Below are 18,293 nucleotides of genomic sequence, written 5' to 3'. Positions count from 1 at the left end.
AAATGTGATAAAAATATAACAGTTATTAAAACTTTATCAAAAAACTACAGCGATGCTTGTAATTATATACAACATATGGTATACTGTGGCCCGTAGTTTAGAGACTATTGAAACAAAATATTAGGTTATTTCCTTATCAAATGCAGGACGTATTGACTCACGTTTGGTAAGTTTGTTTTAATACTAGGTACTAAATTTTAACTTAAATATAGGAAAAAAAATTATGGCTCAAAAACCAAATTTTCTAAAAAAATTAATTTCCGCAGGATTGGTAACTGCTTCTACAGCTACCATAGTGGCCGGCTTTGCTGGCTCAGCTATGTGTGCTGCTACACAGCAGAATAGAACGACAGTTGGAGCTGCTACAACTCTTGATGGTGTGGGATTTGACCAAGATGCCGCTAACGCGAATCTTGCAGTTGTTCCAAATGCAGTTATTACTGCTAATGTTAATCATGGTATTGATTTTAATGCTCCAGCAGGTAGTTTGAACGGTTTGTTGTTAAATACTGCGAACGATTTAGCAGTGACAGTTAGTGAGAATACTACTTTAGGGTTTGTCACTAATGCTGCTAATCAAGCTAACTTCTTTAACCTTACTCTTGCTGCCGGTAAAACTCTTGCCATAACAGGACAAGGTATTACTGCTGCACAAGCAGGTGCTACAAAAAATGCTCAAAATGTTGTTGCACAAGTTAATGGTGGTAATGCTGTTGCCAATAATGATCTTAGCGGTTTAGGCACAATAGACTTTGGTGGTGTACCTTCTGCATTAGTATTTAATTTAGTAAATCCTACAACTCAAAACGCTCCTCTTATACTTGGGGGTAATGCTAAAATAGCTAATGGTGCTAACGGTACTTTAGATGTTACTAAGGGATTTATTCAAGTTTCAGATAAAAGTTTTGCTACTGTTAAGACAATTAATATCGGTGACGGTCAAGGTTTCATTTTTAATACTGATGCTACTAACGGTAATGCTTTAAATTTACAACAAGTAGCTGGTTCTACTATTAATTTTAACGGAACGGATGGTACCGGTAGATTAGTATTATTAAGTAAGAATGGTACTACCGACTTTAACGTTATGACAGGAAGTTTAGGCGGTAATCTAAAAGGTATTATCGAATTTAACACTACTGCAGTAGCCGGTCAACTTATAGCTAATGCGGGTCCTGCTAATGCAGTAATAGGTACTAATAATGGAGCAGGTAGAGCTGCAGGATTTGTTGTTAGCGTAGATAATGGTAATGCAGCAACAGTCGCTGGGCAGGTTTATGCTAAAGACATTGTTATACAAAGTGCTAATGCAGGCGGACAAGTAAACTTTAACCACATAGTTGATGTTGGTATAGACGGTACTACTACCTTTAAAACCGCAGATTCTAAAGTTATAATAGCTGAAAACTCAAACCTTGGTGCTACTGATTTCTGTAATCTTGGAGTGCAGATTACAGTTCCTGATACTAAGACCCTTACAGGTAATTTCACAGGTGATGCTAGCAATAAAGGTAATACTGCAGGTGTGATAACGTTTGCTGCTAACGGTACTTTAGCAAGCGGTAATTCTGATGCAAATGTTGCAGTGACAAATAATATTAAAGCAATCGAAGTAGCAGGTGCCGGAGTTGTTCAATTATCAGGAACACATACTGCTGAGTTAAGTTTAGGAAATGCCGGTTCTGTCTTTAAACTTGCTGACGATACAGTTATAAACGGTAAAGTTAACGAAAATGCTCTTATTGGTGGTGCTGTTGCAGGTGGTACTATTCAGTTAGATGGAAGTGCTACAATTACCGGTGATATAGGTAACGGTGCTGGTAATGCTGCATTACACGGTATTACTTTAGCTGATGATGCTTCAAAAACATTAACTCTCGGTGGAGCAAAGATTATCGGTGTCAATGCCGGTGGAACGATTAATTTCCAAGCTAACGGTGGTACTATTAAATTAACAAGTACTCAAAATGATATTTTAGTTAATTTTAATTTAGCTATTGCTGCTGATAAAACAGGTGTTGTTGATGCAAGTGGCTTAACAAATACTCAAACTTTAACTATTGCAGGTAGTATCGGTACTATTGCAGCTAATAATAAAACTCTTGATCAGTTAAAGATAGGTTCAAGTGCAACAACTTTAAATATCGGTGATGTTGCTATTAATGAGTTAGTTATTGGCAATAACGGTTCAGTAAATCTTGGTCATGTGAACTATTTAATAGCTAAAACTACTAATGCTTCAGGTCAAGGTAAAATAATAGCTAACTCTACTATAGTTGGTAATATTGGTGGGAATAATTGTAATGTAACACGTCTTATGGCAGGAACAAATTTAGGTAGTGCGGAAGCTCCACTTTCAGAATTCAATTTTGCTGCACCGACTGGTGGGGCAATAGGTACTGTATTGGAAGTGCTTGGCGGAGCTAGTATACACGCCAATAATATTACTACTATTGCTCCTAATAACGGTTTCTTTCGATTTGTTGGTGGTGGAACAAGTATAATAAGCGGTACAGTTGGTACGCCTGCTAATAAAATCGGCGGCGTATATTTAGACGGCAATAGTACGGTTCAGTTTGCAGGTAATTCCGTTTTTGATGGCCATACTTTCATTTCCGGTAATTCTACCTTACAAATCGGTGGTGACTATACTGCAGACTTTATCGCATCGGATGATAATACCGGTATAGTAGAATTTGTTAACACATCTCCTATTGCCGTAACATTAAACAAACAAGCTGGACTTGTTGATGATTTAAAACAAATAACAGTTTCCGGTCGTGGTAACGTAGTGATTAATGAAATAGGTAATGCAGGTAATAACCATGCTATAAAAACTAATACAATCTCGTTTGAAAATGCAAGTTTAGGTGCAGGTTTATTCTTACCTAGCGATACCCCATTAGATGGTTTAACAATTAAAAGTACAGTAGGTAATGGTACACCAGGTAACTTGAATGCTCCTATTGTGGTCGTATCAGGTATTGATAGTGTAATCGCTGATGGTCAAGCAATCGGTGATCAAAACAATATCGTAGGTCTATGTCTTGGAAGCGATAATGGCGTAACCGTTGATGCTACTACATTATATGCAGGTATCGGTACTACAAAAAATAATCAAGGTACTGTCACACTTAACGGCGGTATCCCTAATACCCCTGGTACAATTTACGGTTTAGGTGTAGGGAGCGATAGTCCAAAGTTAAAGCAAGTAACGTTTGCTACAGACTATAACAACTTAGGTAGTATTGTCGCAACTAACGTAACCATTAATGACGGTGTAACTGTTACTACGGGTGGTGTAGTCGGGACAGATTTCGACGGTACAATTACCCTTGGAAGTGTTAACGGTAACGCTAATGTAAGGTTTGTTGACAGCACATTTTCTAGTCCTGCAAGTATGATTGTGACCACTGAAGCTAATAACGGTACGGTCACTTATTTAGGTGATGCGTATGTTGGTAATATCGGTGCTTCTGATGCTAATATAGCTTCTGTTAAGTTTACAGGTAATCATAATGGTGCAGGATTACAAGGAAATATTTATTCACAAGTCACGGATTTTGGTACTTATACTTTAACTGTTTTAAATTCTAACGTAATTTTGGGCGGCGGTACTACTGCTATTAACGGTGCAATCGATCTTCTTACAAATACCTTAACATTTGCAAGCGGTACTTCAACATGGGGAAGCAATACTTCTATTGAAACTACTTTAACAGTAGCAAACGGTAATATGGGTCACATCGTTATTGCGGAAAATGCTCAGGTTAATGCAACAGATACAGGAGCTACAACCATTAACGTACAAGATAATGCTAATGCAAATTTCAGCGGTACAAAAACTTATATTTTAATCCAAGGTGGTGCTAGATTTAACGGTACTTTAGGAGGTCCTAATTTTGCTGTAACCGGAAGTAATCGTTTTGTAAATTACGCTTTAATACGTGATGCTAACCAAGATTATGTGATAACACGTACTAACAATGCAGCAAACGTAGTTACTAATGATATCGCAAATAGCCCATTTGCAAGTGCATCGGGTGTAGGTCAGAACGTTACAACATTTGTAAATGCAACTAATACCGCGGCATATAATAATCTTCTTTTAGCTAAAAATAGTGCTGATTCTGCTGACTTTGTTGGAGCTATTACTACCGATACAAGTGCAGCTGTAACTAATGCACAATTAGATGTAGCTAAAGATATCCAAGCTCAACTTGGTAATAGATTAGGTACTCTGAGATATTTAGGTACTCATGAAACTGCTGAAATGGCTGGACCTGAAGCTGGAGCAATACCTGCTGCGGTTGCTGCAGGTGACGAAGCTGTTGACAATGTAGCTTACGGTGTATGGGCAAAACCTTTCTATACTGATGCACATCAAAGTAAGAAAGGCGGTTTAGCTGGTTATAAAGCTAAAACCACCGGTGTCGTAATCGGTTTAGATACGCTAGCTCACGATAACTTAATGATCGGTGCTGCTATCGGTATCACTAAAACCGATATAAAACACCAAGATTATAAGAAAGGTGATAAAACCGACATTAACGGTTTCTCATTCTCGTTATATGGTGCCCAGCAGCTTGTTAAGAACTTCTTTGCTCAAGGTAGTGCAATATTTAGCTTAAACCACGTGAAGAACAAAAGTCAGCGTTACTTCTTCGATGCTAACGGTAAGATGAATAAACAAGTTGCTGCCGGTAATTACGGTAACATTACATTCGGTGGTAACTTAATGGTCGGCTATGATTACAATGCACTGCAAGGTGTATTAGTAACGCCAATGGCAGGTCTTAGCTACTTAAAGTCTTCTGACGAAAACTACAAAGAATCCGGTACAACAGTTGCAAACAAGCAAGTTAACAGCAAGTTTAGCGATAGAACTGATTTAATAGTAGGTGCTAAAGTAGCCGGTGGTACTATGAATATAACTGATCTTGCAGTATATCCTGAAGCTCACGTTTTTGTAGTTCACAAAGTAAACGGTAGATTATCTAAAACTCAGTCTCAGTTAGATGGACAAGTTACTCCGTTTATCAGCCAGCCTGACAGAACTGCTAAAACATCTTATAATTTAGGTTTAAGTGCAAGCATAAGACCTGATGCTAAGATGGAATATGGAGTCGGTTACGATGCTCAGATTGCAAGTAAATACGTTGCGCATCAAGGTACTTTAAAAGTCCGTGTAAACTTCTAATCGCTCCTGATTAGCAAGTTTATAAGTTCTTCAAGAAAAAGCCCTCTTTGAAAAAAGGGGGTTTTTAATTTTTTCTTTCTGTCTACAGATCTTGTGGAGTGGGTACCTATGTCATGCCTGCGAAAGCAGGAATCCATCATAAAGCGAGATAATTTGAGCTTTTAATTTCAAAAATTTTCTGTATTGATACTTTTTGTTTGGATTCTTGTCTACGCGAGAAAGTTTTGTTGCGTTGATATCTAATCGTCATTGCGAGGAGCGAAGCGACGCGGCAATCCAGAAAAAATAATTAAAAAAGCTCTGATTTACAAAATTTTTTACTAGATTGCTTCGTCGAATTACTACGTAATTCTTCTCTAAATGACGACAAAGCAGATCCACGCAACAATGCCACGCTGGAATGACATCATCTACTTTTATACCAAGTGCAATATCTTCATTAACCTCAAATTTTATTAACTTTTTAGTCAAAAAGATATCTAGTTTACAGCTAAAAATTTATAATTAATAAATATGATGAAAAAATATTATATTAGTGAAGGGATTATTATGCTTCTAATAAAGTATATTTGCTTAAAGTCAAATATCTAATTGAGTTGTACCGGTTAGCTATTTTATAAATCATGTATCGCAATTGGAAACACTAAAAGAAAATCTTAATAAATACAAGCAGTCTAGTGTAGTATGGGGAAGCAGTATGGGTAAAACGCAGCTTTGCTAAGATGTACGCTTATGCAAATAAAGATAACTATAACATAATTTGGTTTATTGATTGTAATCTAAATATAGAGCAGTAATTACTCAAATGATCTAAAGCTATTAATATCGAGGTAAAATCACCGGTGATTTCAGAAGATATGGTAGTGATGAAGAAAGATTTAATAGCTTATCCAGCAACTAAAGATAAATGGTTGTTGGTGTTTGATAATTTAAAAATAGGCGGAAATAAGACAATATAGGATTTTATTAATTGGGAATATAACGGTAATATTATAGTTTATTCTCAAGATTATTAATTGTTATCTAATATAATCAAAGCAAATGCTTTCACTAAGTCAGAAACTGCATTACTTGTAAAAAATATATTGGAAAATAAAAATCCGGAATTAATAAATTTTTTGACCAAAGAATTTGTAGGCTATCCGATTCTTGTAGTTCAAGGAACACAAATATTAAATCAAGTACAAGGTTTTGCACTTAGAGGCATATAAGAACAAGATAAAAGCCTCTAAGGATAAAATTAAGCTAAATATAACAACTTGTTAGCAATGAATTAAATCCTAGTGTCAAAAGATTACTAGATGGGATAGCAATGCTTAATAATCAAAGTTTTTCAAAAGAATTATTAAATTCTGTTACTGAAGATAAGCATAGTCTAGACGATGATATTTATCAGCTTTCTAAATTTGCTTTGAGCTCTAATATTGAACCTAATGAAGTTAATCCGATATTTGAAATGCATGATGTTATCGCTGAAAAAATATGACAAATAAATTGAGATAAAGGAACTAAAGAATATCTTGAACATAATGCTACTAATTTTAAACCTTAAATGTGCTAATTTGAATTAGCTAGAATTGTTTCTTATTAGTGCAATAAAAAAACCGGAAGCGGTAAGAATAATTCCAAGCCAAATAAAGCTCATCATTGGCTTGTAATATATTTTAGCATGAATTATATCGCCGTCTATATTACTTAAAACTGCGTAAAGATCATATGATAAGTAAGAATATATATCGCTTTCTTGCGATAAACTCTTTTCAACTATATAAAGCCTATTTTCCGGCTTTAATATAGTTATATTACGGCTATTATCCTCAAGCCAAAATTCAGCGATTTGTCTATAATAATTTTTACCTTGAGCGAACTTAATATTTTGCAACGTTACTTTAAATTCGTTAAATGTTTTACTTGTTCCTACTTCTCCGGTAAAATCCATTTCACTTTGTAATAATGAATTCATGGTAATGCTGAAAGCAACTAGTGCAAAACCAAAATGCCCAAGGATCATACTAGCAGCACTTGCTTTAAGTTTATTTCTAAAATAATTAGTGTTAACCAAAAGATAATGAATATTATGAAACATCAAAAATATCGATGTGATTATAGTTAAAATCGATATAACACTAAATGTGACTTTTAATGATATTGAATAAGTAATTATTAGAGATAATATTAGAATTATAATATGTTTTTTAATAGAGCTACTGGTAGTAAATAATCCTATAGTACAAAGAATAGGGATAACGAATATAATAAAATTATTAACAAAAAATGTTTCACTAATAATGATTGGTTTATCGTAAAATAAAGAGTAAATTGGTGGATAAAGTGTGGCAGCTATTAGCACAATAAGGCTAAGTAAGAAGAAAGTATTTCCAAGGAGTATGCATTTGTCTATTATTGTCATCCCGCGTCTTGACTGCGGGATCAAGTTAAAAGTATTATCACTTGTTTTTTGGATCCAGCAGTCAAGACGCGGGATGACACAGAGTCCACCAATCCCCATAATCAAAAATATCCCAAGCAAGTATATTCCAATCTCAGGTGAGAATGCAAAAGAGTGAATTGAAGTAATAAAACCGGAACGTACTAAAAAAGTACTAAATACGACTAACAGAAAAGTAGTAAGTGATAAAACCATAGTCCAGCTTTGCATACGTCCAGTTTTTGTTGTTACAATTATAGCATGATGTAGCATAATTCCGGATAACCAAGGGAATAGCGAAATATTTTCCACCGGATCGAAAAACCAAAATCCACCCCAGCTGAGTTCTCTATATGCCCACCAAGAACCAAGGCTAATTCCTATGGTAGTAAATAAGATACCAATATTGGAAAATGTTTTGAGAAGTTTTATGTCATTCCCGCGTATGCGTGAATCCAGTAAAAATTTTATAAAAGAAGCAATGGATTCGTGCCTACGCTGGAATGACATAGCGGCACAAACAATAGTAAAAGGCACTAAATAGCTGACATAGCCTAAATAAAGCAGAGGAGGATGAATGCTCAAAGCAATATCTTGTAGCATCGGGTTTAAGCCTAACCCTTCTTTAGGAGCGACAGAAAATACGTTAAAAGGATTGGAGGTAAAATAAATAAAACTGCTAAACAGTAATTGTATAGCTGATAATATGATGATAGATAAAAGTTGAAGCTGTTTATCTTTCACTAAAAATATATAACAGCAACTAACGATTTGTAATAAACAAAACCATAATAACATTGAGCCTTCATGGCTCGACCAACTGCCGGCTATTTTATATATTAAAGGTTTTAAAGTACTGGAATTTAAGAAAACATTTTGTAGTGAAAAGTCAGAAGTGATAAAGGAATAGATTAGGGTAAAAAAGGCAAGTATAGCACATGAGGCCGCTATGTAGAATGGGAGTATGGTTGTCACTCTGTGGCTTGACCGCGGAATCCATTTATTAATTATTTTGTTGGATCCTGTGGTCAAGCCACGTGATAACAAAGGTACATAAACAATCGATATCCCACTTAAGCACATCGTTATTAGCAGTAAAAAATTACCGATTTTACTCACTGCTTATTATTTCCTCGGTAGTAGGTAATACGGTAATTTTTACACTATCAATCTTATTGGCAATTTTCTTTAAAATTATTATTTTAAAGTTAAATATTTCAATTACTTCTCCTTGATTTGGAATTCTAGCAATTTTATGGATTATTAATCCTGCTATAGTGTTTGCATCCTCATCCGATAAATTCCAATCAAGTTCTCGGTTAATATCTCTAATAGTCGTAGTTCCTTTTATAATGAACTCGGTGTTAGACTTCTGGATAATTTCATTATTAAGCCTATCATGTTCATCGGTAATAGGTCCTACGATTTCTTCTATCACATCTTCAAGAGTAATAATTCCCTGTAAATCACCATATTCATCTACAACACAAGCAAAATGATTATTACGTTCTCTAAATGCATGTAGCTGGTCTACTACAAGTGCATTCTCATGGATAAACCAAGGTGGAGTTAGAAGTGTATTAATATCAATTTTTTTTGTATCATTATTATTTTCATATAATGCCTTAAGCAAATCTTTTAGATTGAGAATCCCTATTATATTATCTCTATTATCTTGCCATAAAGGTATACGTGTATGAGTGCCCGATAATAAAGTTTTAATTATCACTTCATGAGGTAGGTCGATATTAAGGGCTATAATACTACTTCTGTGAGTCATAATTTCCGATACCGTCATATTACGTATATCTAATATCCCACCGAGCATATTACGATCGGATTTATAAACTCCGCCTTCTTGATGGTAATGCTCAATCACGCCTCTTACTTCTTCCGTTCCTGATATTTGAGGACTTAAATTAATACGAAATATGAAGCAAAATATTTTTGTAATGTAATCAAGAGCAATATTAATAGGTTTGAAAAGCTTTAAAAATATTACTATAGTTGAAGCCATTTTTAATGCTAATTGTTCAGGTTTAGCAACGGCGATTGCTTTCGGTACTACTTCGGCAAAAACAATAATTATAAAAGCCATAACGCCGGAAGCAACAATAGGTCCATTATCTCCAAGAAAGCTAATAAAGAGAGTAGTAGCAATAGTAGTACAAACAGTATTGATTAGGCTATTACCGATTAGTAGAGTTCCTATGACTTTTTCTTTTTTCTTAAGAACCTCTAAAACTGTTTTAGCACGCTTATTACCTGTGATTTTAAGCTTATGAATCTTCCCTGGGGAAGACGCGGTTATAGCAGTTTCGGTAGCCGCAAATAAAGCAGATAAGGCGATCATTATTATAATAACGATCACAAGCATGGTAGTCATTCTTGTTAAATATAAATTAACTATAAATAATTATATTAGGAATTAGAAATTTTGCCTAATGTTTTTTTATTCTACTACGATAGAACTTCAAAAATTTGCTATGTCGTAGAGCTTGCGGTACTCACGTATTCAGTATACGATCCTCGCCTTGTGGATTTCTTGCTCTTTTTAAAGTTGTATCAAGATACTACTTATTCTTATCAGAGTATATTAGAGTCGTCTAGCGTGATCATTTATTTTTTGATTCTTCACTAATTCTTGCAATTTATTACTTGATTGCTGTACAGAATTTGTTTTTAACGGTCTCACGATTTTTTGTGCTTGCTGTTGCATTAATAGTGTATTAGCGTGAGTCCTTCTTAAATTTATACCTTGTCCTTTAGATGCTTCAGTAGTCAGAATTTTTTGATCTTTAGAAAATTTTATTGCACTATCGCATACGAAAACTCCGTAATCATAAGCGTTTTTTTGTTGTTTGGTGTTTAGATCTGTTATTTTTGCACCATGATAAACTTCGTGAATATATTATGTTACTTTTGGACGAGATGTCAATTGTTCACAATAGGGGTCATTATAAATAAAGTTTATATTACCGTTACCATCTTTACTAGCCGTTAAGAGTAACCAATGTTTATGTCCTGTATTGAGCGGTATAATTGCAGATTTGTTATCTCATAGTAAACATTCTCCTGTAGCATGAAGAGTATCTTTTAGTATTTCTGGCTCTTCTAAAGAGACGTGATGAAATATAGAGAATTTATTCTTATCTATATGTGCTTCCAGTATATTTTTTATATCATCTTCAGTGTATAAATACTCAGGTTGTTTTATATTTTCTATATTATAAATACCGGCTTGAGCTTCAGTATTTATAACAGGTGATGATTTTTTTAGGTATTTTTGGCTCTATTAGCGATTTAATTAATTGTTTTTCTGCTTGCAGAGATTCTTCATACATTTGTTGTATAATTCCTAGTTCTTCCTAGGGTTTTGTATTACTCACAGAAGCTTGTTGCTCCGGTTGAGTTATAGAAGGGACAGCCACTACTTGCTGTTCTCGCGTCATTGCTTCCGTAGTTTGAGTTGTGGATTCTTGAGTTTAAGGCTTTTTTTCTTTGCCGAATATTGTTTCTTTAACACTCGTTACTCTATCTTTAAAATAGTGCAAAACTCTTCTAAAAAAAACTTGCTGTTGTGGTTGATTTTCTTGTAGAGGTTCATATGGTGTTGTTTGTTCTTTTTGTATATCCTCAGCTCGATCATTTATAATCTTCTTTGTATTAAAATTAAAATCAATAGGATTTACTTCAGCTTTACACAAATCTTTTTGAAATTGGCTAGATATTTGTGATACATATTGTTTAAAGTTTTCAGCAGCATTATTTGGATCTCTTAAGATTTCATTAATTTCAAGTTTCAATCCGTAAATTTGATCTTCAGAGGTAATACCGAATGTAGAAGTTATAAGATTTGTTGCTTCATCCGTAGAGATAGGCCAAGTGTCTATAATTACTCTACCACCTTGATTTTTAGTTGTTTTTATGAGTTTGTCTAATTTTGCTTTGTCATGTATCGTACCCGAGAGAAACTTGTCAATTTCACGATCATATACAAGATTGTTAAAAACAGATGTTACTAAACTTATATCCGTAATTGTAGTGGTTTTATCTTTTTGTACTATACCCTCGGCTATAGCTAAATTTTGATCTGTTTCATTTATGAAAAAAACATGATCAACTTTTTCCATAACTTGCTTCCAATAAGTTTCCAGCTCAGGATTTTGGGTTAATGAATTATATTGATCAAAAGTAATAGTAGTTTTTATATTTAAATTTTGTGAATTAATTAAATCTTGTACCCGAAAAATTGGTTTTACATTATTATTGTTGAGTTGAATGTTAAAAATCGGTGTTTTGCCCTCTTTGCGGGATTTTTCCAAGATTTCCGAAAAAATACGTTCTTTATCGGATATATGTGATTCTTTATTAACTTGAAGTGGGATAACAGGTAGTTTATTTTGAGCTTCCTGCTTGTTTATTCTTTCTAATATCTGATCTTTATTGCCAAGTAAAAGAGTAAATATAATAGGCTCAGCCATTACTAACCTTTATTAAAAGAATCTATATATAATTATCAAAATTTTTGAGCTTTAAATCAAGTGATATTTAATAATCCGTGCTTTAGCTTATAGCATTTATCCATTTTATGTGCTAACTCATGGTTATGTGTTACCATAATAACGGCGGTATTTTGTTCTCTTGCTACTTTTAAAAATAAATTAAACACTTCATGTGTGGTTTTGGGGTCTAAATTACCTGTTGGTTCATCCGCTAAAATAATTTTCGGCTTATTAATTAAGCTCCGAGCTATAGCAATCCGTTGTTGTTCTCCTCCCGATAATTCTCCGGGCATATTATAGAGTTTTTGCCCAAGTCCTAAATCATCTAATATCTTTGTTGCATCTTCTATTGCTTCTTGTTGATCAAGACCGCTAATAAGTCTTGGCATAATAACATTTTCAAGAGTGGTAAAATCTTTCAGTAGGTGATGTTGTTGATAGATAAAACCTAAATAATGAAGACGAATTAGATGATATTTTTGATACTTGCTATTTGGTATTATGACTTGACCGTTTGTAGGTTTATCAAGCAAGCCGGAAATATGTAGTAAAGTCGATTTGCCACTACCTGAAGAACCTATTATAGCGATTAATTCACCTTCATTAACCGTTAGATTAAGATCATCGAGTACTTTAACAATAGTGTTGCCTTGGCTGTAATGTTTTGAGATTTTTTTTAAAATGAGGATTGTATTACTCATATCTTAGGGCATCCACTGGATTTAATTTTGAGGCTCTATAAGAAGGATAAATTGTTGCAAGAAAACACAATATTATAGATAAAGAGGTAATTAAAATAATATCCTCAGTTCTTACTTTTGACGGTAAACTATAAAGAAAATAAATAGCTGCTTCAAAAATTTTAGTACCTGTTATACGCTCCAAATAATTTTTTATAGTTTGAATATTATAAGAAAAAGTAACACCAAGAATTATACCTAGTGTCGTGCCAAGTAATCCTATAAACATTCCGTTATAGATAAAAATAAGCATTATTTGCTTAGTGCTTGCTCCCATAGTTCTAAGAATTGCAATATCTGAAGTTTTATCTTTAACAAGCATAAATAAGCTTGAAATAATATTAAATGCAGCAACCGTAATAATTAAAGATAGAATAGTAAACATAGCCGTACGCTCAACAGCAAGGGCACTTAAAAATTGTGAATTTAGGGTTTGCCAATTAAATACGTATAGGTTTGGACCTAATAATGATTGTATTTTATATGAATATGTGAGAGCTTTATCTGGGTCTAGACTATTAATTTCGATTAAATTAATATCGTTGCCGAGAGATAAGAAATTTTGTGCTGCAGTAAGCGGCATTAATATCGTTGTCAAATCATAATCATACATACCGCTATTGAAAATTGCGATAACTTTAAATTCTTTTGATCTTGGCATACTGCCAAAGGCGGTAGAAACCGAATGTGGTGAAATTAATCTAATCTTATCCCCAACAGTTACTCCTAAATTGCTTGCTAATTGTTCTCCGAGTGCTATTACGTTTTTGCCGTAAAAATTATCAAAACTACCAAAATTTACATTTTTAAAAATTTCATTTCTTAAACTTAAATCCTTTAATTTCATGCCTTTAACAAGCACACCGCTATTATTACTTTTACCAAGAGCTAGAGCTTGACCGTGAGCAATGAATGTTACATGTTTTACGTAATCTTGTTTTAGGAGTTTAGTTTTAATTTCTTCATAGTTATCAATACTAGCGCCTTGCCGATTTATTACTATATCCCCATTTAACCCGATAATATTTTTAGTAAGCTCTATATGAAAACCGTTCATAACGGACATGACTACTATCAATGCTGCAACGCCAATCATTACGCCTACTAAAGAAAATGCAGAAATAATAGAAACAAATTTTTCGTTTTTCTTAGCTCTAAAATATCTGAAAGCTATATTGAAAATAAAGTTGTTATTGATCATTTTTTACATCCAAACTGTCATTGCGAGGAGTGACGCGGCAATCTAGTTTTTATTTCCTGAAGATTGCCACGCTCCTTGTAGTCGCTCGCAATGACGCCACAAAGGCCTCTATACCCTATTAGAAATCTCAAAGACTTGATCGTACTTAAATAATTTAGGTAATGTTACTAACCCAAATAGCGTAACAATGGATATAGTAATGCAAATAGGGTTAAAAGTACCGTTATATAACAATCCTACTACTTGCAACCCAAATGCCGTTAAAATCAATCTAGCCGCAGTAAACATAGCCGTCATTCGAGCTTTGCCGTCCGGAATAGCTTCTAAAAGCAGTGGCCATAATATGTTAATCGGATATATCACACCAAGAGATAATAATAAAGTAACTATTGTTATAGTTAAAGGATGATTAATATTATAGATAACTAATATACTATTGCCTAGTAGGAATAGTATTATAAATATAACTCCAAAATAGAAGCAATTTCTAATTCCAAATTTTTTAAAACAATAACCGCTTGAAAAGCTCATAATTGAGAATAAAGCCGCCATTGCTCCTTGATAAAGTCCGAAATATTCTAAAGTTACACCTAAATTTTGCATATATAAAATAGGAGCAATCCCAATAAATATCCAATATCCTTGTTCAAGAAATATCATTGTAAGTATATAATATATAGCTTTTGGTGATTTGAAGATAGGTATATATTCTTTTAAGGCAATACGTATTTTTTTATTAACTTTTCTTTTCGGAATAAATAACATACCAAGAATTAGACTAGTCAAACCTACTATAAGCAATAAAACAAAATTACCACGCCAGCCCCAAAATAAATTGACATAGCTACCTATAACCGGCGCTATTGCCATAGAAAGTGCAACATTGCCGTTTATAATACCCATTAATCTTTGCTGCTCTTGTACAGAATAAATATCGGCAAGAACAACATATACTAGCACTGCAACCGATGATATCCCACATCCTTGCAAAAATCTTCCAAATAATATGGATTCATAATTATTTGCAAATACACAAAATAAACTACCAAGATTAAAAATCAGTAAACCGAGTATAATAATCGGTCTGCGTCCGTACCTATCTCCTAAATTACCGACTATAAGCGAAGTAATAGAATAAGCGGTTAGATTTACACCAAGTAATAGTTCCATCATAAAAGTTGAAAGGTTGAATGTATCTTGTATTTCAGGGAAGCTTGGAACGAATAAATCTATTTCCGCGCCTGCGAGTATTTCCATGATGATTACGGTAATAAGTAATTTCATAAGTAATTGTCAGTTTGAGGTTGTGTTGACGATATCATGCCAGCGAGGCATTGCTGCGTGGATCGCTTCTATCCATGTCATCCTGCAATTTGATCGCGTGATCCAGTCTTTTTTAATTTTTTTTCTGGATGGCGTGGTCAAGCCACGGCATGACAACAATCCATTTTCTACTGGATTCCTGCTTCCGCAGGAATGAGAATGTATTGTTTTACTAAAGAAAGAATAAACGAATCTTTATACTCGTCTAGCAATTTTTATTCATCAGGAGCATATACATGACACGATAACAAGCAGACTAAAAGGAAGTGAAAGCAAAAACTTCTAGTGATATATGTTAAGAATAGTTATTCCTAACATATGGGATTATTAACAAAATAAATGTTAAAGCTAATTAAATTTACTTTTGCTCTAAATTATAAAACTTTTTTTAAATAGGATTAACTATTCTTTTAAAAATCTTATTAATTTTCGCTAAAAACTCTTTTAATTATCAATTAGAATTATTTTGTTAACAGTTCCCTATCAATTAAATCAATTAAAATATTATTGATTAATTCCTAAAGCTTGTTTTTGAGCATCGGTAGTGTTCTCCATTACCCACTTTTGGACACTAGGACTTAACATATTATACTGATCTGCTGTTAAGCTAGCAACCCAAGCTTGTTGATCGCCAGTACTCATAGCTTGTATTTGGGTTGTTGTAACTGAAGCTGGGTCAGGTCTTTGCATTGATGAAGCAAATACTGGGCTTGCGAAAGCTAAAATTAATAAAATTTTTAATAAACTTTTCATTTTGTAAACCTTTTTTATTTTGTAATGGCGATTATAACAAAGCTACAGTAGCTTTCAAGCTAAATTATATTAAACATTTAAATTTTTTATACTATAGAACTTTTTTTGTAACAAATATATCAATTATATACTGTATTGTCATGCAAGTGAGGTATTGTTGAGTTGATCTGCTTATCCGTCATTGCAAGGAAATTGCATAGCAATTGACGAAGCAATCTAATAAAAAATTCTGATTTACAGAATTTTTTTAATCTTTTCCTAGAGTGCCACGCAGTCTATGACTGCTCGCAATGACGTGGTAGTATCCACGTAACAATGGCATATCCCTTTATACTGTTAACTGTTCTTTGCAAATATTGCGATAGATTTCTGAGTTTTTAGATAAATTATTATGTGATCCTTCAGCAACTATTGCTCCTTTATCTACTACTAAGATATTATCAGCAGATTCTATACTACTAATCCGGTGGGCAATTGATATAATAATTTTTCCTTTCATTATGTTTCTGATAGAATTTAATAATTTCTGCTCGCTCATCGTATCTAAAGCACTCATTGCTTCATCAAGAAGTAGGATATGTGGTTTATGTATTAATGCTCTAGCAATAGCTATCCTTTGTTTTTGTCCTCCTGATAATCTAACGCCTTTTTCACCTATTTTAGCATTGATGCAGTCATGAAGTGTAGCAGAAAATTCTTCTATTCCTGTAATTTTTAGTATCTCATTTATTTCGTCGTCGTTTGCTTCATTATTACCGAATATAATATTAGACCTTATAGTGCCGGAAAAAATGCTTGCTTCTTGAGGAACATAGGCAATTAATTTACGAATTTCAGTAGGATTTAAAAGAGTTATATCTTGATCGTTAATAAGAATAGTACCGCTTTCTTGCCGGTAAAAACGTAGCAATAACTGCATCAAAGTACTTTTGCCTCCGCCTGATCTGCCTACAATACCAACAAACTGATTAGCATTTATCTTAAAAGACATATTATTGATAATTGTTAAATGAGGTCTTGAATGATAGGTAAAATTAACATTTCTAAATTCGATTGATACTGCGTTGGAATTATTTAACTCTAAATAATTATTATGTGTTATAGGCGTCTTATCTATAATTGTAATTATTCGCTCAAGGGCTGTAACAGGCAAATGTATTTCGCTTAGTAGCTCAAAAATGCCGCCGCAGCTCACTCCGGCAATAATTGCATAATAAATAAACGATATAATTTGTCCTGCGGATAAATGCCCTTTGACTATATCCAAAGCTCCAATCCAAACAACTAAAGTAATTGCAAGAAATATAACGGCTATTGAAATTGCAAAGAATAAAGCACGAATTTTTAAACGGGTTTTGCAGTATGTTAAATAGTTTTGTAGTTTAGTATCAAAATGGGCAATTTTATTTGTTTGATTGTTGAAAACATAGATAGCTCTAATATTATTAAAAGTTTCATCAATATCCGATGCTAAAAGTGACTTAGATTCTAGAGCTTTTTTAGATAAAGCCTTAACATGCTTGCCGAATTTAATTAAAGGAATTAATAAGACAGGAATGGTAATAATTACTATAGAAGCAAGTTTAAAGCTTTCAAAAAACATTAAAGTAACGCCGCCAATTAACATCACTGAATTGCGAATAAAAAAAGATAAGAAATTAACTATGAGCGTAGATATTTGATCTATATCATTTGTTAGGCGTGAAATGATATCGCCGATTTTTAGTTCTTCAAACTCTTCAATTTCATAATTAATTAAATTACTATAAGCTTCTTTTCTTATTTGATTAACTGCCTTTTCAGCAATATTATTGATAAAATATGAACGGAAAAAACTAGCAATACTTAAGATGGTAATTAATAAACAAATATATAATATGGATTTATCAACCGATAAAATATGGTCTTGGCTTAAGCCGTTATCAACTAAATTCCTAAAAACACTACCGATTAGTAATAATGAAGCTGATACGCTAAGTAAAGAAACCATAACGACTATCAAGTCTTTTTTATAGAACTTTAAATACTTAATCATCCTATACAAAAGTTTGATATCCATAAGAAAAAATGTCATTGCAAGTGACTAAAAGGAGTGTCGCACTCCCCAGGACGTTTGTACCAGATCGCTGCGTCGCTTCGCTCC

The 18,293-nt window shown here is 33.4% G+C and carries 10 protein-coding genes and 2 pseudogenes; 3 read left to right on the top strand and 9 right to left on the bottom strand.

Translation table 11 applies throughout. From position 1 onward, the window contains the following. Positions 1-223 precede the first annotated feature (223 nt). The 3 genes from ompB (at position 224) to A1C_RS08860 (ending at position 6,686) form a co-directional block, all read left to right on the top strand. Positions 224-5,200, top strand: a complete 4,977-nt coding sequence (ompB, locus tag A1C_RS04935) for an outer membrane protein OmpB (protein ID WP_012149972.1) — start codon at positions 224-226, stop codon at positions 5,198-5,200. Between the two features lie 1,016 nt (positions 5,201-6,216). Beyond that, a complete protein-coding gene (locus A1C_RS08865) occupies positions 6,217-6,411 on the top strand; it encodes a hypothetical protein (RefSeq protein WP_232279109.1) in 195 nt (64 codons plus the stop codon). 101 nt (positions 6,412-6,512) lie between these two features. Beyond that, complete coding sequence (locus tag A1C_RS08860; protein ID WP_232279108.1) at positions 6,513-6,686, top strand: hypothetical protein; 174 nt, start codon at positions 6,513-6,515, stop codon at positions 6,684-6,686. 81 nt (positions 6,687-6,767) lie between these two features. On the opposite strand, the gene A1C_RS04925 is transcribed toward A1C_RS08860, so the two are convergent. The 9 genes and pseudogenes from A1C_RS04925 to A1C_RS04890 form a co-directional block, all read right to left on the bottom strand. Further along, positions 6,768-8,426 (bottom strand): cytochrome c-type biogenesis CcmF C-terminal domain-containing protein, encoded by a 1,659-nt coding sequence (locus A1C_RS04925; RefSeq protein WP_012149970.1) that lies wholly within the window; start codon positions 8,424-8,426, stop codon positions 6,768-6,770. Positions 8,427-8,739: 313 nt separating this feature from the next. Then, complete coding sequence (locus tag A1C_RS04920) at positions 8,740-10,014, bottom strand: HlyC/CorC family transporter (protein WP_041816790.1); 1,275 nt, start codon at positions 10,012-10,014, stop codon at positions 8,740-8,742. 210 nt (positions 10,015-10,224) lie between these two features. Next, a pseudogene (locus A1C_RS04915) lies at positions 10,225-12,112 on the bottom strand (Ulp1 family isopeptidase). A 56-nt stretch (positions 12,113-12,168) separates the two neighbouring features. After that, positions 12,169-12,834 (bottom strand): ABC transporter ATP-binding protein, encoded by a 666-nt coding sequence (locus A1C_RS04910; RefSeq protein ID WP_012149966.1) that lies wholly within the window; start codon positions 12,832-12,834, stop codon positions 12,169-12,171. Further along, a complete protein-coding gene (locus A1C_RS04905; protein WP_012149965.1) occupies positions 12,827-14,074 on the bottom strand; it encodes a lipoprotein-releasing ABC transporter permease subunit in 1,248 nt (415 codons plus the stop codon). Before A1C_RS04905 ends, A1C_RS04910 begins: the two co-directional genes overlap by 8 nt. 108 nt (positions 14,075-14,182) lie before the next feature. Next, on the bottom strand, positions 14,183-15,358 hold the full coding sequence (locus tag A1C_RS04900) for a multidrug effflux MFS transporter (RefSeq protein ID WP_012149964.1): 1,176 nt from the start codon (positions 15,356-15,358) through the stop codon (positions 14,183-14,185). 543 nt (positions 15,359-15,901) lie between these two features. Further along, on the bottom strand, positions 15,902-16,150 hold the full coding sequence (locus tag A1C_RS04895; protein WP_012149963.1) for a DUF2673 domain-containing protein: 249 nt from the start codon (positions 16,148-16,150) through the stop codon (positions 15,902-15,904). A 188-nt stretch (positions 16,151-16,338) separates the two neighbouring features. After that, positions 16,339-16,422, bottom strand: a pseudogene (locus tag A1C_RS09595) (lytic transglycosylase domain-containing protein); the annotation flags it as partial. 56 nt (positions 16,423-16,478) lie between these two features. Next, a complete protein-coding gene (locus A1C_RS04890; protein WP_041816789.1) occupies positions 16,479-18,209 on the bottom strand; it encodes an ABC transporter ATP-binding protein in 1,731 nt (576 codons plus the stop codon). Positions 18,210-18,293: the final 84 nt, after the last annotated feature.

The organism is Rickettsia akari str. Hartford (assembly GCF_000018205.1).
In the GTDB taxonomy this organism is placed as follows: domain Bacteria; phylum Pseudomonadota; class Alphaproteobacteria; order Rickettsiales; family Rickettsiaceae; genus Rickettsia; species Rickettsia akari.
This window is presented reverse-complemented; position numbering and strand designations above follow the sequence as displayed.

Bases quoted from the DNA above. Each gene is read 5' to 3' on its own strand.
- ompB (WP_012149972.1), top strand. From the start codon at position 224: ATGGCTCAAAAACCAAATTTTCTAAAAAAATTAATTTCCGCAGGATTG.
- A1C_RS08860 (WP_232279108.1), top strand. From the start codon at position 6,513: ATGCTTAATAATCAAAGTTTTTCAAAAGAATTATTAAATTCTGTTACT.
- A1C_RS04925 (WP_012149970.1), bottom strand. From the start codon at position 8,426: ATGTTATTATGGTTTTGTTTATTACAAATCGTTAGTTGCTGTTATATA.
- A1C_RS04920 (WP_041816790.1), bottom strand. From the start codon at position 10,014: ATGACTACCATGCTTGTGATCGTTATTATAATAATGATCGCCTTATCT.
- A1C_RS04910 (WP_012149966.1), bottom strand. From the start codon at position 12,834: ATGAGTAATACAATCCTCATTTTAAAAAAAATCTCAAAACATTACAGC.
- A1C_RS04905 (WP_012149965.1), bottom strand. From the start codon at position 14,074: ATGATCAATAACAACTTTATTTTCAATATAGCTTTCAGATATTTTAGA.
- A1C_RS04900 (WP_012149964.1), bottom strand. From the start codon at position 15,358: ATGAAATTACTTATTACCGTAATCATCATGGAAATACTCGCAGGCGCG.
- A1C_RS04895 (WP_012149963.1), bottom strand. From the start codon at position 16,150: ATGAAAAGTTTATTAAAAATTTTATTAATTTTAGCTTTCGCAAGCCCA.
- A1C_RS04890 (WP_041816789.1), bottom strand. From the start codon at position 18,209: ATGGATATCAAACTTTTGTATAGGATGATTAAGTATTTAAAGTTCTAT.